A 21,420-nucleotide genomic window follows, 5' to 3' on the forward strand; every position below is an offset into this window, starting at 1 on the left:
TCTGGTGAGGGATCCGTGCGCATGGCAGAGCGGATCCGCGCTTGCCGAACCAGTCAGGCACGGCCAGGTCGTCACCCGGGGCACCCCGCCGCGTTAGGAGGGTTGCCGGCCAGCAAACCGGGGTTTAGCGCTGGCACTCGTGACCTGCCATCGAGATTATTGTCCGGCCGGAGCAGCCGCATCTTTGTTACGGGAACGAAAAGGCGGCCATCCCCGGAATGGGGACGGCCGCCGTCGTAATTCGTCACAATGGCAGCGTCAGCGCAGGCCGTCCGCCTCCACGGAGGCCTCCGGAGCGGTTTCCGGCAGGGGCGCATCCTCCGGGTGTGCGGCCGGACGCTGGCCGCGCAACTGGGGATTGAGCCGGTAGAGGACCTCCTCGTGCAGCGTGCCGTTCGTGGCCAGCGCGTTGCCGCCGAAGGGTCCGTCCTCGCCCTCGAGCGAACTGAACCGTCCGCCGGCCTCGGTCACGATCGGCACCAGTGCCGCCATGTCGTAGAGGTTGAGTTCCGGTTCGCAGGCAATGTCGACGGCGCCCTCGGCCACCATGCAATAGGACCAGAAGTCTCCGTAGGCACGGGTGCGCCAGACGGATTCGGTGAGGCCGAGGAACTCCGGGAAGTTGCCCCGTTCCTGCCAGCCGGTCAGGCTGGAATAGGAGAGGGACGCGTCCTCGAGCCGGTTGACATCGGATACCCGGAGCCGGGTGGCCGCGGACAGCGAACGTCCCATGTAGGCGCCGGTTCCGGTCGCGGCCCACCAGCGCTTGCCCAAAGCGGGGGCGCTGACCAGGCCGACCACGGGGCGGTCTTCGTCCACCAGCGCGATCAGGGTGGCCCAGACCGGCACCCCGCGGACGAAGTTCTTTGTGCCGTCGATGGGGTCGATGATCCAGCGGCGGGAGCCGTGGCCGCTGCTGCCATACTCCTCCCCAAGCACCGCGTCGCGCGGCCGGGCCCGGGAGAGTTGGCCGCGGATGGCCTCTTCGGCGGCGCGGTCCGCATCCGTGACAGGGGTGAGATCCGGCTTGGTCTCGATTTTCAGGTCCAGCGCCTTGAAGCGGGCCATGGTCTGCGAATCCACGGAATCGGCCATCACATGGGCCAGGCGCAGATCATCGTTATAGCTTTGAACGTCACGGGTCATAGGCTTCAACTTATCCTTATTCGGTGGCCGGATGCGGGATGTGAAGTCCCCGGCCGACGACGGCGGTGCTACTGGAACCCCAGTTCCTTAGCCTGGGCGCGTTCTTCCGTTCCCAGCAAACGGCGCAGCGACGCCAGCCGTGCCGGGCCTGATTCGCCGGCCTGCCCGGAAGCCACCCACGCGTCCACCCCGCAGTTGACCGCGTGGTCGTCGTGCTTGCAGCCCCGCTCGCAATCGGCGGTGCCGGGCTCCAGGTCGGGAAAGGCGGAAATGATCCGGTCCGGGTCCACATGGGCGAGTCCAAAAGAACGGATGCCGGGCGTGTCGATGATCCAGCTGCCGGCCGGGGCATCGGTCAGCTTCAGGGCCAGCGCCGAGGAGGAAGTATGCCGTCCCCGCCCGGTCACGGCGTTGACGCCGCCCGTGGCGCGTTCCGCACCCGTGAGCGCATTGACCATGGTGGATTTGCCGACGCCGGAATGGCCGAGCATGACGCTGACCATCCCGTCCAGATAGCCTTTCAGCTCGGCCACGGCGTCCCGGTCGAGACGGGCCGAAAGCCCGTCGGCGGACCGTGCATCAATTCCAAAGCCCTCAGTGCCGGCGGTCCGGCTGACGATGACGGGCAGATCGAGGTGCCGGTAGTTGGAGAGCAGTTCTTCAGGATCTTTGACGTCCGCTTTGGTGACGCACAGCAGCGGGCTGATCCCGGCGTCGTACGCTGCTACCAAGGCACGGTCGATAAAACCGGTGCGCGGCTCCGGGTTGGCGGCGGCCACCACGATGACCAGTTGGTCCGCATTGGCTACGACTACCCGCTCCACCGGGTCGGTATCGTCGGCGCTGCGCCGCAACAGCGTCCGGCGTTCTTCGATCCGGACCAGCCGAGCCAAAGAGTCCGGCTCGCCCGTAATGTCACCGACGAGCGCTACGAAGTCGCCGGCTACCACCGGGCTGCGGCGAAGCTCCCGGGCACGGGCGGCGACAACCACCCGTTCCTGGGCAGTGTCTTCATCGACGACCGCGGTGTAGCGGCCGCGGTCCACGGTGATGATCCGCCCGATGACCGCGTCTTCGTGGGCGGGCCGTTCCTTGGTACGCGGACGCGAGCCGCGCTTGTTGGGACGGATGCGGACATCGGATTCATCCCACGTACGGTTGCCGCGCACCACCTTAGAGCGCTCCCGCCTCGGACTGGCGGACGGAAGTCTCGAACAGGTCCTGCCATAGCCGCGGGAACTCGGGCATGGTCTTGGCCGTGGTGCCGATGTCTTCGACTTCCACGCCCTCGACTGCCAGCCCGATAATGGCTCCGGCAGTGGCCATCCGGTGGTCCTCATATGAATGGAAAACCCCGCCATGCAGCGGCCTCGGACGGATGATCAGCCCGTCCTCGGTTTCTTCGGCGTCGCCGCCTAAGGAATTGATTTCCGCGACCAGAGCCGCCAGCCGGTCGGTTTCATGTCCGCGCAGATGGGCAATTCCGGTGAGCCTGGATTCGCTGCCGGCCAGGGCGCAGAGCGCCGCCGTGGTGGGGGCAAGTTCGCTGGTGTCGGCGAGCTGCGCCCCGATGATCTCTGCCCCGCCGGTCACGGTGAGGGTGTCGTTCTCGTAGCTGACGGTGGCGCCGAGTTGCGCCAGGATGCTGCGCCATTTGTCACCTACCTGCGTGGTTTCCGCCGGCCAGCCCGGGATCCGAACCGTTCCCTTCGTGGCCAGGGCCGCCGCGAGGAAGGGGCCGGCATTGGAAAGGTCCTGTTCGACGGTGACGTCGAAGGCCTTGATCAGTCCGGGCCGGACTACCCAATGGTTCTGCCGGGAATCGTCTACCTCCACCCCGACGCTGCGCAGTACAGCCACGGTCATGGCAACGTGGTCCAGGCTAGGGACGCTCTGGCCGGAATGTTCGAGGTGGAGCCCGTTGCCGAATCTGGCGCCGACCAGCAGCAGCGCCGAGACGAACTGGGAGGAGGCTCCGGCGTCGATGACCAGATGCCCGCCGTCGACGCCGCCGGAAGCGGCCAGCGTGAACGGCAGCGAGCGGTTTCCGCCGTCCTCCAGCCGGACGCCGAGGCCGCGTAGCGCGTCAATCGTGCTGCCCATCGGCCGCTTCCTCGCCTGGGGATCGCCGTCGAAGGTCACAGTTCCAGTGCACAATGCTGCCAGAGGCGGCACGAAGCGCATCACCGTACCGGCCAGCCCGCAATCCACCTGCGTCTCGCCCAGCTCCCTGTCCTGTTCAATAGGCGTGACCAGCAGGTCGGGACCGAACCGGCCCTCGCCCGGCGTTTCCTCGACGCGGGCCCCGAGCGCACGCAGCGCATCGATCATGAGAACCGAATCACGCGAGTGCAGCGGAGCCCGCAGGCGCGACGGGCCGTCCGCCAAAGCCGCGAGCACGAGGTAGCGGTTGGTCAGGGATTTCGAGGCCGGTACGTAAACGGTGGCATCGACCGGCCCCGGGGCGAAAGGTGCGGGCCAGTGAGTGCTGTTGCTGCCGGCGCTTGCTTGCTCAGTCATGAAAACTAGGAACCCACCACATCGGAGGCAGCTGCCCGCACGGTCCGCTCAGCCTTCTGCAACTGCTTGCGGGCGTCCTTGCTCAGGGTGCTAGCGTTCTTGCGGGCATCCTTGCCGAAGGACTGCACATTTCTGCGCGCGTCAGAGGCGAGATGTTCGGCACGCCAGACCAGTCCGGGGCGGCCGTTGGTATCGACCGCGGCCAACAGAACGCCGCCGATGAGGGATACGTTCTTGAGCAACTGGTTACGCCGGGTCCGGCGGGATTCAGGCGATGTAGCGTCCGCGGCGTTGAATTCCACCAGTGCGTTCGCCGCTGCCGTTCCTGCCAGAAGCAGTGCCGCAATGCGTGGGAATTTGCCGATCCCCAGCAAAACGCCCGCCCCAACCTGTGTGGCACCAATGACCTGGGCAACCAGCTTCTCGTTGCCTGTTACCGGTGCTGCGGAGGGAACCATGGTCTGGACCTGCCGCAGGGCCGGCTGAAGCTGGTCCGCGGTGTCCTGCACGTTTCGCAAGCGATCGACTCCTGAAGCCACAAACGTTGCGGCAAGCATGGGTCGGGCAACAAAGCGAACGATGGTCATAAGTACCTCCTGGCTGGCGCTGTCCGCAGTGCGGAAGCTGTTTCTAGGGCTGCTGGTGACGCTGTTCTCTAGTCTGGCACTTTTGCGTGCACTGTACATCCTGCATGCGCAACGTTGAGGTATCCACGATGACCGAGGGCGGAATAAGGACGGTGCCTGCATCGTTGTGAAGAGGAGCAATAGGTGCGGGTTCTCGAACATAGCGCCGGCGCCACCGTGTCGAAAGGACAATCAGTGCCATCAGCAACTCTCCAGCCTGCTGCGGGACTGCAGCTGCGTTTGGACCTTGCCCGGAAGACCTCCAGCGTAGACTTGGTGCCGATGACAACAGACAAATCCGATGAGGCTGCCCCGCTGGAGGCTGCGGAGGAATCCGCGCCGGCAGCGGCCGCTGACACCGAGACACCAGAAGAACGCAGTGCCCGCTTCGAGCGCGACGCCATGCAGTATGTGGACCAGCTCTACTCAGCTGCCATGCGTATGGCCCGCAACCCCAGCGATGCCGAAGACCTGGTCCAGGAGGCGTACACGAAGGCGTTTTCGGCCTTCCATCAGTACAAGCCGGGGACCAACCTCAAGGCGTGGCTCTACCGGATCCTGACCAACACCTATATCAATCTGTACCGCAAACGGCAGCGCGAACCGCTCCAGTCCAACGCGGACCAGGTTGAGGACTGGCAGATGTTCCAAGCCGCTTCGCACACCTCGACGGGACTTCGTTCCGCCGAAGCGGAGGCCCTGGACCACCTGCCGGATTCGGACGTCAAGGAAGCCCTCCAGGCTATCCCGGAGGAGTTCAGGCTGACCGTCTACTTTTCAGACGTAGAGGGTTTTGCCTACAAAGAAATATCGGAAATCATGAACACCCCGATCGGAACGGTTATGTCCCGCCTCCACCGCGGACGCAAGCTATTGCGCGATCTGCTGGCCGACTACGCGCACGAACGCGGAATGGGCAAAAAGACGGACAAAACCACTGTGGGGACAAAACAGGAGAACGGCAAATGAGCGACTGCCACGGCTTGGGCGACTGCGAAGACGACCGCATGAAGCGGATCTATGAATACGTTGACGGCGCGTTGTCCCGCGAGGACCTCAACGAGATCAAACAGCATCTGGACGGCTGCGAAGAATGCGCCCAGGAGCACAGCCTGGAGTGCCTGATCCGAAGCGTGGTCAAGAGGTCGTGCCAAGAGGCTGCACCGCAGACACTGAAGGAACGGATTCTGGACCGGATCGGGCACCTCGAAGCCGGCGACCCTGTACAGGCCGACGCCTAGGACTGCCTGCCGGAATAGATAAAGCAGGAACCCCCGCAGACCTGATGGTCGGCGGGGGTTCCTGCTTTATTCAGCTGGCGGGTGACCCGTAAGCCAAACCGGAAGAACCGGTTGCTTAGGTGTTGGGACGCTTACCGTGGTTTGCGCCGCCGCGCTTACGGTCACGACGCTTGCGTGCTCGCTTGCTCATAGCTGCCTCCTTACCTGGATGAAAAAGAACTGCGTACTAGTCTCCCACATCCGCCCATGCACGCCTAACCGGTGACGGCCGCTGAACCGTGTTGACCGGCGGACTCGACAGGGGGAGTGGAGTTAGGAGGGCTCGGGCAGTTCCAGCCAGCTGTACCAGCCGCGGTGGAGAACCAGCCAGGCAATCAAACCGTATCCGGCCTGCCCGGGAGCGCCGCCGTTAGCGGCCAGATCCGTGCGCCACTGTTCGTGATTGAGCAGGGGAGTGAAGGTATCAACGTAGACGTGCTTGCGCCGGGTGGTAACATCTCCGAACGCAGCGGACAGCTCGGCAAGGCGTTGGTTGCGTTCTGCATCGAGGCCGGGCGGCGGTCCGACGACGAAAGCCTTGACGCTCAATTGGGCAGCACCATCAAGAATGTTGGCCAGATTCAGCCGGCTCCGGGCGGTTGTCAGCTCCAGATCCAGGTCGCGGTCAGACAGCCCGATAACGAGCCGGTTTTCGTAGCCGTCATCAAACCGGCGTCCTGCCTCCTGCAGCCAGCGTCCGGCAAGCTCCTCCGTGCCCTCGTTAGGCGATGCCAGAGTGAAAGATTCGAGGCTGGCAGGCGCGGGATTGGTACGGGCCAGAGTCCGTCCGAGCCAACCGAGGGCGCGCTGATCACCGGTACCGGCAAGGAGTTCGTCGCCGACAGCGGCGATCCTGATTTTGCGTTGCTCCACAAGATGCTTTCTGTTGGTTAGGGCAGGCCTCTGGTTAAAAAGAAGTGGGTGGGGTGTCTGTGCACCCCACCCATCATCATACTTACTTACGCTCAAACACCTTTTTCACAAGGACGTCCTGCTCGACAGCGTGCCGTTTGGCGGAACCTGTTGAGGTGGCGGCGGAGGCAGGACGCGAAACCAGGCGAAGGTTCGTGTCCACCCTTTGCGGGAGCATCATTCCAATAACCGGCCACGGTCCCTGGTTGGCGGGCTCGTCCTGGGCCCAGACCACTTCGGCGTTCGGGTACTTGGCGAGTTCGGCCTCGATTTCCTGGGCCGGCAGCGGGTACAGCTGCTCGACCCGCACCAGTGCCGTCTTGGTGTCACCGTTCTTCTGACGCGCAGCCAGCAGGTCGTAGTACAGGCGGCCCGATACCAGGACCACCCGGTCGACTTCCCCTGCGTTCAGTTCCTGGACCTCCGGGATGACCGGCTGGAAGCGACCCTCCGTGAAGTCCTCGACCTTGGCGGCGGCAGCCTTAAGGCGCAGCAGCTGCTTGGGTGTGAAGATGATCAGCGGCTTGCGCGGACGGCTGTAAGCCTGGCGGCGCAGCAGATGGAAGTGCGACGCCGGGGTGGTCGGGTTGGCCACGATCATGTTGTCTTCAGCGCACATCTGCAGGAATCGTTCGATGCGAGCGGAAGAGTGGTCCGGCCCCTGGCCTTCATAACCGTGCGGCAGCATGAGGACCAGTGAGGAACGCTGTCCCCACTTCTGCTCGGCCGAAGAAATGAACTCGTCGATTACGGTCTGTGCGCCGTTGACGAAGTCGCCGAACTGCGCCTCCCAGATGACCAGCGCATCCGGTCGCTCAACCGAGTAACCGTATTCAAAGCCCATGGCCGCATATTCGGAGAGCAGCGAGTCATAGATCCAGAACTTCGCCTGGTCTTCGGACAGCTGCGTCAGCGGTGCCCATTCCTTGCCGGACGACCGGTCATGGAAGACGGCATGGCGCTGGACGAACGTACCGCGGCGCGAGTCCTGGCCAGCCAGACGGACCGGAACGCCTTCCATCAGCAGACTGCCGAAGGCGGCAATTTCGCCGAAGCCCCAGTCGATGCCGCCTTCACGCGACATCTGCTCGCGCTTCTCCAGCAGCGCCTTGAGCTTGGGGTGCACGGTGAAGTCTTCGGGGATGCTGACGTGTGCCTTGCCGATCTGGGCGAGCACCTCGGTGCTGACAGCGGTGCTGGTTGGGATGCGGACCTCGTCTTCGGCCTGCTGGGACAGCGGGCGTTCGATGTCCGAGACTGCGGCCGCGTCCTTGGTGACTACAGGAATCGGGGAGGTCTGGGCGGCATGCGTTTCGGCGAAGACCCGTTCCAGACGTTCCTGATAGTCACGCAGTGCCTGGTCCGCCTCGTCCTGCGTGATGTCGCCGCGGCCAACGAGGGCCTCGGTGTACAGCTTGCGGGTGGAGCGCTTGGCTTCGATCAGGTTGTACATCATCGGCTGGGTCATCGAGGGATCGTCGCCCTCGTTGTGCCCGCGCCGGCGGTAGCAGACCATGTCGATGACAACGTCCTTGTGGAAACGCTGGCGGTATTCGTACGCAAGCTGTGCCACCCGGACAACGGCCTCGGGATCATCCCCGTTCACGTGGAAGACCGGTGCCTGGATCATCTTTGCCACGTCGGTGGAGTACACCGAGGAGCGCGAGGCGTGCGGCGAGGTGGTGAAGCCGACCTGGTTATTGACAATGACATGCACCGTACCGCCCGTGCGGTAGCCGCGCAGCTGGGACAGGTTGAGCGTCTCCGCAACCACGCCCTGGCCTGCGAAGGCCGCATCGCCGTGGATGATGATGGGGAGCACGCCGAACGCACCGTCGCCTTGATCGAGACGGTCCTGCTTGGCACGCACGATGCCTTCGACGACCGGGTCAACGGCTTCAAGGTGGGAGGGGTTGGCGGCGAGGTAGACCTTGGTCTCGTTACCGTTGTCCGAGGTGAAGGTGCCCTCGGTGCCGAGGTGGTACTTCACGTCGCCCGAGCCCTGAACGCTGCGCGGGTCCTGCGTCCCCTCGAACTCGCGGAACACCTGGGCGTAGGTCTTGCCGGCAATGTTGGTCAGCACGTTCAAGCGGCCGCGGTGGGCCATGCCGATGGCCACTTCGTCCAGGCCGTCGTCGGCTGCATCGGAGATCACTGCGTCCAGCAGCGGAATCAGGGATTCGCCGCCTTCCAGCGAAAAGCGTTTCTGGCCCACAAACTTGGTCTGCAGGAACGTTTCGAATGCCTCGGCTGCATTGAGCTTGCCCAGGACGCGCAGCTGCTCCTCGCGGCTGGGCTTCGCATACGGGCGCTCCAACTCGTCCTGGAACCATTTACGTTCTTCCGGGTCCTGGATGTGCATGTACTCGATGCCGGTGGTGCGGCAGTAAGCATCGCGGAGCACGCCGAGGATGTCGCGCAGTTTCAGCCGGGACTTGCCGCCGAAGCCGCCCGTGACCCATTCGCGGTCCAGATCCCACATGGTCAGGCCGTAAGTGAGGATGTCCAGGTCAGGGTGCTTGCGCTGGACGTACTCCAGCGGGTTGGTGTCCGCCATGAGGTGGCCGCGGACCCGGTAAGCGTGAATGAGCTGCTGGATGCGGGCAATCTTGTTGACCTGCAGTTCTACGTCAACCTGGTTGTCCGGACGCCAGCGAACCGGCTCGTACGGGATTCGCAGGGCTTCGAAGATCTCGTCGTAAAAGTCCTGCTCGCCGAGCAGCAGCGACTCTACGAGGCGCAGGAACTCGCCTGAGCCGGCGCCTTGGATGACGCGGTGGTCATACGTGGAGGTCAGCGTGATGATCTTGCCAACGCCCTGCGCAGCGATGGTCTTCTCGCTTGCCCCGCGGAATTCGGCGGGATATTCGAGAGCGCCGACGCCGACGATGGTCGCCTGGCCCTTGGACAGCCGCGGCACCGAGTGAACGGTACCGATGCCGCCCGGGTTGGTGAGCGACGAGGTGGTGCCCGCGTAATCGTCAGCGGTCAGCTTACCGGCGCGGGCGCGCTTGATGAGGTTCTCGTAGTTGTGCCAGAACTCCGCAAAGTTCATGGTTTCGGCCTTCTTGATATTCGGAACAACAAGAAGGCGGGAACCGTCCGGCTTGGGCATATCGATGGCGATGCCGAAGTTGACGTGGGCCGGCTGGACCGCAACGGGCTTGCCGTCGACCTCGTCATAGTGCACGTTCTGGCTGGGGAACTGGCCCAGTGCCTTGACCACGGCGTAGCCGATGAGGTGGGTAAAGGAGACCTTGCCGCCGCGGGCGCGTGCCAGGTTGGAATTGATGACCACGCGGTTGTCGATCAGCAGCTTCGCCGGGACAGCGCGCACCGTCGTAGCCGTCGGGACACTCAGGCTCTGGTCCATGTTGGTGGCGATGGCTTTGGCGGGGCCGCGCAGGACCGAGATTTTGTCTTCCTCGGTCTGCGAGTTGGGCGAAGACTTCGGCAGCTGGGCCGGGATGGGAGCCGTCTTCAGCTCGGGCTTAGCCGCATCGGCAGCGGCGGCGGGCACTGCCTTGTCCTTGGAAGTATTGGGTGCAGGCTCGGCATCCGCGGGGATCCGCTTTTCCGCACTGCGGTTGTTCGCGGTGGTTTCGGCGGAAGCTGCCGGGGTGCCCTTGGGCTCCTTGACTACCGGCAGTTGGCGCGTCTGGGGGTCGGTTTCCTCCCTTGCAGCGCGCGGCGCATTGCCATTAGCGGTTTGAGCTGAGCCGGCGCCGGCCGATTCGAAAATGCTCCACCATTTCTTGTCCACCGAATTCTTGTCCTGGAGGTACTGCTCGTAAATTTCGTCGACGAGCCATTCGTTACCGCCGAATTCCTCGGGTAGACGAAGATTGGGATGCTCTGGCACTTGTTATACGCCTCTTCCATGTGTTGCCGCTTGCCCTGCAGACCACACGCTGCGGCCCATGGCAACAACCTGCTGCAGTCGTCACGGGCGCGTGAGGTGCGTTTGGACGCACCGGGTCTGGACCTCTAGCCAGTCTAATGACACATCTGCTGTGCAGGCCAATCTCATACGATTGTTTTGAAACCAATGTGACGAAGCACCAACAGACCCGTCAAAAGCGGTGCGACGGTGATTTCGCTCGGCCCGTCGTAGACTCGTGCTGTCGTTGCCTGCACGTCAATTTCAGGAGCAGAACATGCAGTTCATCAATCAGCCGCAGACGGACCTCACTTACTCGGACGTTTTCCTGGTTCCGTCCAGGTCGGAAGTGGTCTCACGGCTGGACGTTGACTTGGCCTCGGGGGACGGAACGGGGGCAACCATCCCGCTGGTTGTGGCCAACATGACCGCGGTGACCGGTCGCCGGATGGTGGAGACGATTTCCCGCCGCGGTGGTCTGGCGGTCCTGCCCCAGGATGTTCCCCTCGACGTGCTGGCCGAAGTCACCGGCTGGGTCAAAGCACGCCATGCGGTCTACGAAACCCCGTTGAAACTGCAGCCCTCCAACACCGTCATCGACGCGCTGCACCTGATGAACAAGCGCGCCCATGGAGCCGTTGCGATTGTCGACGGCGAAGGGCGTTGCCTCGGTGTGGTCCGGGCCGATGAATGCGAAGGCGTGGACAGGTTCGCCTCGCTGGAATCGGTCATGCGCGAGCACCCGCTGACGTTGCAGGCATCCATGTTTTCCGGTGAGCTGCAGCCTGCGCTCCGGAAGGCCTTCGAGCTTTTCGACGGCGCCGGGGTCGGCTTTGCGCCGGTCGTCGACGACGAGGGCTACCTCCTCGGGGCGCTGACCCGCACCGGTGCGCTGCGCTCAACGATCTACCGCCCTGCCGTGGACGGTAAGGGGCGCCTCAGGGTCGCAGCTGCCGTCGGGATCAACGGAGACGTCCAGGCCAAAGCCGCCACCCTGCTCGAGGCCGGCGTCGACGTTCTTGTTGTCGACACAGCCCATGGCCACCAGCAGAAGATGTTCGACGCGCTGCGGGCTGTACGGGGACTGGATCCTGCCGTCCCGGTGGTGGCCGGGAACGTGGTCAGTGCCGAAGGCGTACGCGATCTGGTCGCAGCAGGTGCGGACATCGTCAAGGTCGGCGTTGGACCCGGCGCAATGTGCACCACGCGGATGATGACCGCCGTCGGCCGGCCGCAGTTTTCCGCTGTGTACGAATGCGCGGCGGCCGCCTGCGAACTTGGCGCCCACGTCTGGGCCGACGGCGGAGTGCGTTACCCCCGCGACGTGGCTCTGGCTTTGGCCGCAGGTGCCAGCCAGGTCATGATCGGTTCCTGGTTCGCCGGGACCTATGAGAGCCCGGGGGATCTGATGACGGACAGTAACGGCCGGCAATACAAGGAGAGTTTCGGCATGGCCTCGGCCCGTGCAGTGCAGTACCGGACACAGCGCGAAGGGGCGTTCGAGCGAGCGCGCAAGGGCCTGTTTGAGGAAGGCATTTCCTCCTCCAAGATGTACCTTGAGCCTGCCCGCCCCGGCGTCGAAGACTTGCTGGACGAGATCACGTCGGGACTGCGCAGTTCCATGACCTATGCGGGAGCGATCAACCTGGCCGAATTCCGCGAACGGGCCATCGTCGGGGTGCAGTCCGCGGCCGGGTATGAGGAAGGCCGGCCGCTGCCGCAAAGCTGGTAGCGCCTGCTACGCTTAACGAATAATGGACAGCTATTCTAGGCGCCGGTCCGTGGGCACGATTGCAGCAGTGGCAACGCAATCGGATGGCTCGCACAGCACCGGCAGACCCCGTACCCGTGCCCATCATTCACTTCCTGACGCCCCGGCGGCCGGACAGGAGCCTTCCAGTCCGGGCTCTGACGACAAGCCCCCGCCGGTGCAGTCTGCGCTCCTAACTTCACCGCGTGCGGTGGTGGTCCTCTGATGGAGTGGATCCAGATTGCCGCCGGCATGCTATTGATCTTCGGAACCGGCTTCTTCGTAGCGGTTGAGTTCGCCCTCGTGGCGCTGGACCAGGCCACCGTGCAGCGGGCCATCGACAAGGGCGACAAGGGCGCCGTCGCTGTGATGAAGTGCCTGAAGTCCCTTTCCACCCAACTCTCCAGCTGCCAGCTGGGCATTACGTTGACCACCTTGCTGACCGGTTTCCTACTGGAGCCCGCCATCAGCAGTCTGCTTCGCGCGCCGCTGGCGATGCTGGCTCTGCCTGAGGCCATCATCCAGACCGCCGGAGTTGTCATCGCCATGACGGTGGCAACCCTGCTCTCGATGCTGATCGGTGAGTTGGTGCCTAAAAATGCCTCCATCGCCCTGCCCATGGCAATCGGCAAGGCGGTTGCGCGGCCACAGCTGCTGTTCACCGCGGTATTCAAACCGGCGATCATCGTCCTTAATGGCTTTTCCAACAAGGTGCTTCATCTGTTCGGCCTGGAAGCCAAGGAAGAACTCTCCGGCGCACGGACGCCGTCTGAGCTGGCCTCCTTGGTACGCCGGTCCGCCGAAATGGGCACCCTGGATGCGGGTACCGCAAACTTCCTGTCCCGGACCTTGAGGTTTTCCGGCCGTTCGGCCGCCGACGTCATGACCCCGCGTATCCGGGTCGAGTTCATCGATGCCGACGACACCGTCGAAGACATCGTGGCGGCTGCTCGAAGGACCGGCTTTTCCAGGTTCCCCCTCCTTGGCGACTCGCCGGACGATGTCCGCGGGGTAGTCCACATCAAAAAGGCCATCGGCGTGCCGCGTTGGAAACGGTCAGAGCTGGCCGCCGCAACGATCATGACCGATGTACTGCGGGTGCCAGAGACTGTGCACCTGGATTCGCTGCTGTCGGAGTTGCGGGCATCAAACCTGCAGTTCGCCGTCGTTCTCGATGAATACGGTGGCACGGCGGGAGTTGTGACGCTTGAGGACCTGGTGGAAGAAATCGTCGGCGAGGTCTCCGATGAGCACGACCGGGTCAAGCCCGGTGTGCTGCAGAGCGCTGCCGGCAACTGGTACTTTCCGGGGCTGATGCGCCCGGACGAGGTCTCCGAACAGATCCCGCTCCTTACCATTCCGGACGAAGCAGGCTACGAGACCGTCGGCGGATTCATCATGAGCGAGCTGGGCCGCATAGCTGCTGCCGGCGACCGCGTCGACGTACCCGGCGGCGTGCTGGAAGTGGAGCGCATGGACGGGCGCCGGGTGGACCGGGTCCGATTCATTCCGGATCCGGTGGCCGGTGAGGGCGGCAGTACGACGACGCCCGGGACCGCGGCTGCCGAAGGGGGCGTCCGATGAGCGCCGGTATGGGCATCCTCTGGCTTGTTGTGTTGCTGCTCGGCAATGCCTTCTTCGTCGGTGCCGAATTTGCTGTCATGTCGGCCCGGCGAAGCCAGATCGAACCGTTGGCCGAAGCGGGATCGAAGCGGGCCAAAACCACGCTGTGGGCCATGGAAAACGTTTCCCTGATGCTGGCCTGTGCACAACTGGGCATCACCGTATGTTCCTTGCTCATCCTCAACGTAGCCGAGCCCGCCATCAAGGAACTGCTGCTGATTCCGCTGGAGCGGTGGATCGGGATACCGCACGACGTTTCCTACGGAATTTCGTTCGTGATCGCCCTCCTGCTGGTGACGTTCCTGCACGTGACCTTCGGCGAGATGGTGCCGAAGAACATCTCGGTGTCCACCGCGGATAAAGCGGCCCTGCTGCTGGCTCCGCCGCTGGTCTTTGTCAGCAGGGTCGTCAAGCCGGTGATCGTTGTCCTGAACTGGTCGGCGAACCACATTCTGCGTGCGATCCGCATTGAACCGAAGGACGAGGTGACCTCCACCTTCACCCTGGAGGAAGTCCAGTCCATCGTGCAGGAATCCACCCGGCACGGCCTGGTGGAGGATGAAGCGGGGCTGATCTCCAGCTCGCTGGAGTTCTCCGGCCAGACGGCGGAAAGCATCATGGTTCCGCTGGATGACCTAGTGACCATCGGCGTGGACACCACGCCGGCGGAGTTCGAACGGGTGGTGGGCCGCACGGGTTTCTCCCGCTTCGCGGTGGCCGACGGCGACGCCAACCTCACGGGGTATCTGCATCTGAAGGACATCATGACGATCCCCGAGGAGCGGTATTCGATGGCCATCCCGGTGACCAAGGTGCGTACGCTGGCCAACCTGTCGCTCGACGAGGAAATCGAGGACGCGCTGGCTGTCATGCAGCGCACCGGTTCCCATCTGGCCCGCGTGATTGGCCCGGGGGGCCGGACCCACGGGGTGCTTTTTTTGGAGGACGTGCTCGAGGAACTGGTAGGGGAGATCCGCGACACTACCCAGAATCAGGGTGTGCGCCGGCTGGGCGCTTGACCCCCGGCCGGGGCCCGGAGCGTCACAGCTCCGGGCCGCAGCAGGCAGCCGGCAGTAGGCAGCGGCTGTAATGCGAACGGTTCGCGTTACGTTACACTGGACGGGTTCCCTGTCGGTATTGATTCTCATTATGAGTAGATCGAGGTGTCCATGAGGCTGTTTCGTGGTCTGACTGCTATTTCCGGCGTCGCCGGACTCGCACTAGTGCTTTCGGCCTGTGGCCAAGGTGATTCCGGAGCCGGCGGGACAGACGGCGGGGAAGCCGGAAAAGTCCAGGTCGTCGCCTCGACCGACGTCTACGGCGACCTCGCGGCCACCATCGGCGGTGAGGCCGTGGAGGTGACCTCTATTATCAACAAGCTCTCGCAGGATCCCCATTCCTACGAGGCAACCGCCAGGGACAAGCTGGCCGTGTCAGAGGCGGATGTCGTCATTGAAAACGGTGGCGGCTACGACCCGTTCCTGCACGGCTTGGTCGATGAAACCGGTAAGGATCACGAGTATGTTGTCACCGCCGTGGACGTCTCAGGTTTGGGCGGGAAGGCCGGGGAATCCGCCCAGCCGGAAGCCGACGATGAGCACGCAGGCCACGGGCATATTGAAGGCCTGAATGAACACGTCTGGTATGACTTCGAGACTATGGGCAAGATGGCCACTGTCGTCGCCGATAAGCTCAGCAAGCTCGACCCAGCCAACGCCGCGACGTTCGAGGCCAACAGCGCCGCCTTCAACGAGGACATCGACGCCTTGGTGCAGGAACGCGATGCGCTGGCCGAGCGTGCTGGCAACGCTGAAGTGGCGGCGACGGATCCAGTGCCGCATTATTTGCTCGAAGCGCTGGGTCTGCACAACGAGACTCCGGCCGACTTCCTGCAGGCGGTCGAGGAAGGCAGCGATGCCGCGCCGGTTGCCGTAAAGGAGACGCAGGACTTGATCAGCGGGGGAGACGTCCGTTTCGTGGCCTACAACGAGCAGACAGAAGGCCCCCAGACGCAGCAGCTGCGCGCCGTGGCGGAAGAGGCCGGCGTCGCCGTCGTTGTTTTCACTGAAACGCTGCCTGAAGGCCAGGATTATCTGTCGTGGATGGGCAGCAACCTGGACAATATTTCCACCGTGCTCGCGGCCTAAGTGACGACCATGACCAGCAGTACTGTGATTGACTTGTCCCAGCCAGCCGGACCGAGTACAAGGAACCGTGTGACAACACCCGCCGTCAGTCTGCAGGGGGCCTCCCTTTCCTTTGGCAACCGCGTGCTGTGGCATGATCTGGACCTCGAGATCAACCCGGGCGAGTTCTTTGCGGTGCTCGGGCCGAACGGGTCCGGCAAGACGAGTTTCCTGCGGGTACTGCTCGGACTGCAGCCGCTGACGCACGGAAGTGCACGCATCAACGGCGGCTCGATCGCGCGGGGGAGCCGCGAGATCGGCTACATCCCGCAGCAGAAGTCATTTGTTCCGGGCACGCCACTGCGCGCGAGGGACCTTGTCGGTCTCGGCCTGGACGGTCACCGCTGGGGCGTCCGGCTCAATGGCCGCAAGCACCGCCGGCGCGTGGACGAACTGCTGGATCTGGTCGGTGCCTCGTCCTATGCAGAGGCTCCGGTCGGCTTACTCTCCGGCGGCGAGCAACAGCGGCTGAGGGCCGCGCAGGCGCTGGCCACGGATCCCAAGGTGCTGCTGTGTGACGAGCCGTTGCTGTCGCTGGACCTGCACCATCAGCAGGCGGTGAGTGCATTGATCAATGCGCAATGCCATGAGCAGAACAGCGCCGTGGTGTTCGTGACGCACGAGATCAACCCGATCATCGATTACGTGGACCGGGTGCTGTACTTGGCGGGCGGCCAGTTCAGGGTCGGGGCGCCCGAAGAGGTTATGACCACCGAAGTCCTGTCGGACATGTACAACAGCCACGTCGAAGTCATCCATAACGAGGGCCGCATCATCGTGGTCGGGCTACCGGACGCCACCACCCATCACCACGGCGAGGAGGACTGAGCATGGACCTCAATGAGTTCATGAACGCGGTCTTCAACTTTGAAGACTACTCCCAGCTGCTTCCGCTGGTGACCAACTCGCTCATCGCCGGAGCCGTGCTCGGACTGATCGGGGGCCTCATCGGAACCTTCGTGATGATGCGGGATCTGGCCTTCGCCGTCCACGGCATCGCCGAACTGTCTTTCGCCGGCGCCGCTTTCGCGCTGCTTGTCGGCGCCAACGTGGTTTTCGGCTCGCTGGTGGGCTCCGTGGTTGCCGCCGTCATCCTTGGCGTCATGGGCATGCGGGCGCGGGACAGGAACTCCATAATCGGAGTCATCATGCCGTTCGGCCTGGGCCTGGGCATTCTTTTCCTGTCCTTGTACGAGGGCAGGTCCGCGAATAAGTTCGGCCTGCTGACCGGGCAGATCGTCTCTGTAGACACCGTGCAGCTGAATGTGATGCTGGGATGCTCGCTGTTCGTTATCGTGGCCCTGCTGGCGATCTGGCGGCCCCTGACGTTTGCCAGCGCGGATCCGGATCTTGCCGAGGCCCGGGGAGTGCCCGTGGGCAAGCTGGCCATCGCGTTCATGTTCCTGCTTGGGCTGGCGGTCGCCCTGTCCATCCAGATAGTGGGCGCGCTGCTGGTGCTGGCATTGGTAATCACACCCTCTGCCGCGGCACTTCGGGTCACCGCTTCTCCGCGGCTGGTGGTCGGTCTCAGCGTGATCTTCGCGCTGGTTTCCGTGGTGGGCGGCATTCTGCTGGCTTTGGGCGGGCGCATTCCAATCAGCCCCTACGTCACCACGATCTCGTTCCTGATCTACCTGGTCTGCCGGTTGATCGGTGCGCGGCGCGACAAGCTGGGCAGGACAAAGCGGAGCGCTTCCCCGGATATCGCTGCGGTGAAAGTTACTGCCGCTTAGCGCTGCATTCCGGGCAGAGCCCATACATTTCCACGGTGTGCGCGACTTGCGTGTAGCCGTGCTCGGCCGCAACACGGGATGCCCACTGTTCGACTGCCGGCGCCTCGATCTCCACGGCCTTGCCGCAATCCCTGCAGAGCAGGTGATGATGGTGGTGCTCAACGGCGCAGCGCCGGTACACGGCCTCGCCGTCGTCCTTGCGCAGCACATCCACCTGCCCGTCCTCGGCCATGGACTGCAGAATACGATACGTGGTAGCCAGTGAGACCGATTCACCCCGGCCATGCAACAGCCGGTGCAGTTCCTGGGTGCTGACGAAATCGTCGAGGCTGTCCAGTGCGCCGCTGACGGCGAGCCGCTGCCGGGTTACTCGTTGCTCCGAAGCGCGGCGGGGTGCCTGGGAATCGGCAGGGGGGGTCGACATTGCGTGGGAGGTCTCCTTGACAGCTGGTGGTGCGGCCTGAAGGCTGACGTCCAGCCTATCAGCCGGGCCGGGACCGGTTGCCGGACGGCACCGGCTGGGTAGGCTGGGACCATGCTGCTAACCAAGTACACCCACGCATGCGCCAGACTTGAGCGCGATGGACACGTGCTGGTCCTTGATCCCGGAAACTTGTCCGAGGTTGACCAGGCTCTGGACGGTGCCGGCACCGTCCTGATTACGCACGAACACGAGGACCATGTCGACCGGGAACGGCTGCCTTCGGCCATCCTTGCCATGCCGGAACTGCAGGTCCACGGCCCGGCGGGTGTGGCAGAGGAACTGCGTGCACTGGTGCCCGAGGCGGCCGGGCGAATCCATGCGTCGGACTCCGGAACCCGGTTTTCGATTCCCGGCTTCGACATCCGCACGTTTGGCGGACAGCACGCCCTGATCCACCCGCACATTCCCATGGTCGCCAACATCGGTTACCTGATTAATGACGAGGTGTACCATCCGGGGGATTCCTTTATCGTGCCCCATGGCCTGCAGGTTTCAACGGTACTGGTACCGATCCATGCGCCCTGGTCCAAGGTCGGCGAGGTAATCGATTTTGTCACGGCTGTGCGGGCAGAACGGGCGTTCCCGATTCATGACGGCCTGTTGAACAGCGCGGGCAAGGGTATTGTCGAAAAACATGTGAAGTCCTTCGGCGAACGGTATGGCACCCGCTACGAACATCTGGAGCCGGGGCAAAGCATCACGTTGTAATAACCCAGCTGCCCAAATCCTGGGCAGCAGCACATCCGCCGGCAACGGGGCCGGCAACAGTTCAGGAGGAGATCTCATGAGGACTCTGATGGACGTACGGACCCTGCAGGACCGGATGACCTCCGGCCTCCGCACGGTTGTACTCGATGTCCGCTGGGCGCTGGGCGACCCCCACGGCCGCGAACACTATCTTGCCGAGCACATTCGCGGCGCTGTCTACGTCGATCTGGAAAGGCAGTTGGCCGCGCCGCCGTCCCTGCAAGCCGGGCGCCATCCGCTGCCCGCCGCAGCCGCTTTCGAGGAAGCAGCCCGGGAATGGGGAATCAACAACGGGGATACGGTGGTCGCCTATGACAACGTGGGCGGGCTTTCCGCCGCACGGCTCTGGTGGCTGCTCAAAGACGGTGGCTTCGACAACGTCTTCCTACTCGACGGCGGGCTGTCAGCTTGGCAGGCTGCGGGCTTAGAAACCGATAGCGGTGACGAATTGCCGTGCCTCGGCTGCGTCACTCTGGCGCCGGGCCAAATGCCCGTGCTGGGGCTCGAGGAAGTCACCGGGTTTACCAGCTACGGGCTGCTGCTCGATGCCAGGGCACCGGAGCGGTACCGCGGCGAGAGCGAACCCGTGGACCCGAAGGCGGGTCACATTCCCTGCGCCGTCAACGCTCCGGCCGGCGCCAACCTGGATGCAGCGGGCAGGTTCCTGCCCCCGGAACAGCTGGCCGCCAGGTTCCGCGAGCTGGGTGTGATGCCGGGCAGGGCGATTGGAGTGTACTGCGGGTCCGGCGTCACGGCCGCCCATGAGGTTGCCGCATTGGCCCACGCTGGCCTCGAGGCCGCCTTGTTCCCCGGTTCCTGGTCGCAGTGGTCGCAACGTTCGGAACTGCCCGTGGCTCTAGGGAGCGAGCCGGGTAAGTATGCCGTCGACACTGTTGCTGAACCAGGGACAGCTCCTCGTTCGCAACTGGCAGGCTGATACGGCAACAGGGTAGCGTCGCTGTATGAGTCTTGGCCGTCCCAAACCGCCGCCGTTGGGCCAGCCCCGGCCAGCGCCGAATCCGAGGAGATCCATGAGCACCGCGCAGGCCTATGCCGCGACATCGCCGACGTCGGGGCTTCTTCCCCTGCAGGTCGAGCGGCGTGAGCCCGAACCTCACGATGTGGAAATCACGATTGCCTTCTGCGGACTGTGCCATTCGGATGTGCATGCCGTGCGCAGCGAGTGGCGGCCAACGCGGTATCCGCTGGTGCCCGGCCACGAGATCGTCGGACGGGTGACGGGGATTGGGCAGGACGTGACGCTCCACGCCATCGGTGATCTGGTGGGCGTGGGCTGCTTGGTGGATTCCTGCCGCGAATGCATCAGCTGCGAAGAGGGCCTGGAGCAGTACTGCGAGAACGGGTCCACCGGCACGTACGGTGTGCCCGACCGGCGGCGCGGGGGCGAGCCGACGCAGGGCGGCTACGCCACCTCGATCGTCGTCGACGAAAATTACTGTCTGCGCGTTCCCGAGAGCCTCGACCCGGCGGCCACGGCCCCGCTGCTTTGTGCCGGCATCACCGTCTACTCGCCTATGCGGTACTTCGGGGTGGAGGCCGGCGATTCGGTGGGAGTTGTGGGCCTGGGCGGCCTCGGGCACATGGCCGTCAAGCTTGCCAAGGCCATGGGCGCCGAAGTCACTGTGTTCACTACGTCGGAAGGCAAGGCCGAGGCAGCCCGCACACTGGGGGCAGACCGCATAGTCCTCTCCTCGGACAGCGTGTCGATGGCGCAGGTCCGGGACAGCATCGACCTGATCATCGACACCGTCGCGGCCGCGCACGATCTCGGCCCCTACTTGCGGACCATCCGCAGGGATGGCGCCCTGATCCAGCTGGGGTTGCCACCGGGGGACATGCCTCCGGTTCCGGTCGGCGCGCTCATCCGCAAGCGCATCGCCTACGGCGGCTCCATGATCGGCGGGATCGCCGAGACCCAGGAGATGCTGGATTTCTGCGCCGAACACAACATCACTTCCGACATTGAAATGGTCACCGCCGACCAGCTCAATGACGCGTACGACCGAATGGTTGCCGGTGATGTGAAGTACCGGTTTGTCCTGGATATAGCATCTGTGAAGGAGAAAGCATGAGCACGCTGTTCACGAAAATCATCAACGGTGAGATCCCCGGCAAATTTGTGTGGAAGGACGACGACGTCGTTGCTTTCCTCAGCATTGGGCCCTTGGCGGACGGCCACACGCTGGTGGTTCCCCGTGCGGAAGTGGACCGCTGGACGGACGCGCCGGCGGAGCTTTGGCAGAAAGTCACGGCCGTTGCCCAGACCATCGGCAAGGTGCAGGTTGAGGCGTTCGGAGCGCCGCGGGCGGGAATGATTATCGCCGGTTTCGAAGTGGACCACCTCCACCTGCACGTGTGGCCGGCCAGCTCGGAAGCCGAGTTCGACTTCAAGCGGGCAGAGCAGAACCCGGATCCCGAACGGATGGAGAACAACGCCCGGCAATTGCGTGCTGGCCTGCGCGACGCCGGCTACGGCGAATTCGTCCCGGCAGATTAGACGGTGACGCCGGGG

Annotated in this window: 20 protein-coding genes and 1 riboswitch; of the genes, 12 read left to right on the plus strand and 8 right to left on the minus strand. The window is 64.0% G+C overall.

The features are described 5' to 3' along the window. Positions 1–32 precede the first annotated feature (32 nt). Positions 33–145, minus strand: a riboswitch (SAM riboswitch). A gap of 113 nt (positions 146–258) precedes the next feature. The 4 genes from hisN to AC5RWO_RS10760 form a co-directional block, all read right to left on the minus strand. Further along, a complete protein-coding gene (hisN, locus tag AC5RWO_RS10745) occupies positions 259–1,146 on the minus strand; it encodes a histidinol-phosphatase (protein WP_498731357.1) in 888 nt (295 codons plus the stop codon). A 68-nt stretch (positions 1,147–1,214) separates the two neighbouring features. Further along, complete coding sequence (rsgA, locus tag AC5RWO_RS10750) at positions 1,215–2,318, minus strand: ribosome small subunit-dependent GTPase A (RefSeq protein WP_498731358.1); 1,104 nt, start codon at positions 2,316–2,318, stop codon at positions 1,215–1,217. A 1-nt stretch (position 2,319) separates the two neighbouring features. Further along, positions 2,320–3,666, minus strand: coding sequence for a 3-phosphoshikimate 1-carboxyvinyltransferase (gene aroA / locus AC5RWO_RS10755; protein ID WP_498731359.1), 1,347 nt, complete (start codon positions 3,664–3,666; stop codon positions 2,320–2,322). A 5-nt stretch (positions 3,667–3,671) separates the two neighbouring features. After that, complete coding sequence (locus tag AC5RWO_RS10760; RefSeq protein WP_498731360.1) at positions 3,672–4,253, minus strand: DoxX family protein; 582 nt, start codon at positions 4,251–4,253, stop codon at positions 3,672–3,674. A gap of 321 nt (positions 4,254–4,574) precedes the next feature. Between AC5RWO_RS10760 and AC5RWO_RS10765 the strand changes: the two genes are divergently transcribed. Together AC5RWO_RS10765 and rsrA are read left to right on the plus strand one after the other, a co-directional pair. After that, a complete protein-coding gene (locus AC5RWO_RS10765) occupies positions 4,575–5,261 on the plus strand; it encodes a sigma-70 family RNA polymerase sigma factor (RefSeq protein ID WP_498731394.1) in 687 nt (228 codons plus the stop codon). Then, positions 5,258–5,533: a mycothiol system anti-sigma-R factor gene (gene rsrA / locus AC5RWO_RS10770; protein ID WP_498731361.1), complete on the plus strand. Its 276-nt coding sequence runs from the start codon at positions 5,258–5,260 to the stop codon at positions 5,531–5,533. The genes AC5RWO_RS10765 and rsrA overlap by 4 nt, the downstream gene beginning before the upstream one ends. A 115-nt stretch (positions 5,534–5,648) precedes the next feature. On the opposite strand, the gene AC5RWO_RS10775 is transcribed toward rsrA, so the two are convergent. From AC5RWO_RS10775 to AC5RWO_RS10785, 3 genes are all read right to left on the minus strand, one after another. Further along, positions 5,649–5,723, minus strand: a complete 75-nt coding sequence (locus tag AC5RWO_RS10775) for a 50S ribosomal protein bL37 (protein WP_369299106.1) — start codon at positions 5,721–5,723, stop codon at positions 5,649–5,651. Between the two features lie 122 nt (positions 5,724–5,845). Continuing rightward, positions 5,846–6,445, minus strand: coding sequence for a GDSL-type esterase/lipase family protein (locus AC5RWO_RS10780; protein ID WP_139004852.1), 600 nt, complete (start codon positions 6,443–6,445; stop codon positions 5,846–5,848). Between the two features lie 82 nt (positions 6,446–6,527). Beyond that, the gene (locus AC5RWO_RS10785; protein ID WP_498731362.1) at positions 6,528–10,346 is read right to left on the minus strand and encodes a multifunctional oxoglutarate decarboxylase/oxoglutarate dehydrogenase thiamine pyrophosphate-binding subunit/dihydrolipoyllysine-residue succinyltransferase subunit; all 3,819 of its coding nucleotides are present in this window, start codon (positions 10,344–10,346) and stop codon (positions 6,528–6,530) included. A 295-nt stretch (positions 10,347–10,641) separates the two neighbouring features. Here AC5RWO_RS10785 and guaB1 point away from each other — a divergent pair, with 295 nt between their 5' ends. The 6 genes from guaB1 (at position 10,642) to AC5RWO_RS10815 (ending at position 17,656) form a co-directional block, all read left to right on the plus strand. Beyond that, complete coding sequence (guaB1, locus tag AC5RWO_RS10790; protein WP_498731363.1) at positions 10,642–12,096, plus strand: GMP reductase; 1,455 nt, start codon at positions 10,642–10,644, stop codon at positions 12,094–12,096. Between the two features lie 243 nt (positions 12,097–12,339). After that, on the plus strand, positions 12,340–13,698 hold the full coding sequence (locus AC5RWO_RS10795) for a hemolysin family protein (protein WP_498731364.1): 1,359 nt from the start codon (positions 12,340–12,342) through the stop codon (positions 13,696–13,698). Further along, positions 13,695–14,756, plus strand: coding sequence for a hemolysin family protein (locus AC5RWO_RS10800; protein WP_498731365.1), 1,062 nt, complete (start codon positions 13,695–13,697; stop codon positions 14,754–14,756). The genes AC5RWO_RS10795 and AC5RWO_RS10800 overlap by 4 nt, the downstream gene beginning before the upstream one ends. Before the next feature lie 150 nt (positions 14,757–14,906). Further along, the gene (locus AC5RWO_RS10805; protein WP_498731366.1) at positions 14,907–15,884 is read left to right on the plus strand and encodes a metal ABC transporter solute-binding protein, Zn/Mn family; all 978 of its coding nucleotides are present in this window, start codon (positions 14,907–14,909) and stop codon (positions 15,882–15,884) included. Positions 15,885–15,953: 69 nt separating this feature from the next. Further along, entirely contained in the window at positions 15,954–16,751 is a 798-nt protein-coding gene (locus tag AC5RWO_RS10810) for a metal ABC transporter ATP-binding protein (RefSeq protein WP_498638429.1), read from the plus strand. A 2-nt stretch (positions 16,752–16,753) separates the two neighbouring features. Continuing rightward, the gene (locus AC5RWO_RS10815; protein WP_498731367.1) at positions 16,754–17,656 is read left to right on the plus strand and encodes a metal ABC transporter permease; all 903 of its coding nucleotides are present in this window, start codon (positions 16,754–16,756) and stop codon (positions 17,654–17,656) included. On the opposite strand, the gene AC5RWO_RS10820 is transcribed toward AC5RWO_RS10815, so the two are convergent. Then, positions 17,643–18,080, minus strand: a complete 438-nt coding sequence (locus AC5RWO_RS10820) for a Fur family transcriptional regulator (RefSeq protein ID WP_498731368.1) — start codon at positions 18,078–18,080, stop codon at positions 17,643–17,645. The genes AC5RWO_RS10815 and AC5RWO_RS10820 overlap by 14 nt on opposite strands. Positions 18,081–18,191: 111 nt before the next feature. Between AC5RWO_RS10820 and AC5RWO_RS10825 the strand changes: the two genes are divergently transcribed. From AC5RWO_RS10825 to AC5RWO_RS10840, 4 genes are all read left to right on the plus strand, one after another. Then, on the plus strand, positions 18,192–18,848 hold the full coding sequence (locus AC5RWO_RS10825; protein WP_498731369.1) for an MBL fold metallo-hydrolase: 657 nt from the start codon (positions 18,192–18,194) through the stop codon (positions 18,846–18,848). Positions 18,849–18,924: 76 nt separating this feature from the next. Beyond that, positions 18,925–19,824, plus strand: a complete 900-nt coding sequence (locus AC5RWO_RS10830; protein WP_498731370.1) for a sulfurtransferase — start codon at positions 18,925–18,927, stop codon at positions 19,822–19,824. Between the two features lie 25 nt (positions 19,825–19,849). Next, positions 19,850–20,980 carry an NAD(P)-dependent alcohol dehydrogenase gene (locus AC5RWO_RS10835; protein WP_498731371.1) on the plus strand — a complete coding sequence of 377 codons (1,131 nt, stop codon included), beginning with the start codon at positions 19,850–19,852 and terminating at the stop codon, positions 20,978–20,980. Beyond that, positions 20,977–21,405, plus strand: coding sequence for an HIT family protein (locus AC5RWO_RS10840; RefSeq protein WP_498731372.1), 429 nt, complete (start codon positions 20,977–20,979; stop codon positions 21,403–21,405). Before AC5RWO_RS10835 ends, AC5RWO_RS10840 begins: the two co-directional genes overlap by 4 nt. Positions 21,406–21,420 lie beyond the last annotated feature (15 nt).

It is taken from the genome of Arthrobacter sp. B055-34, assembly GCF_059090425.1.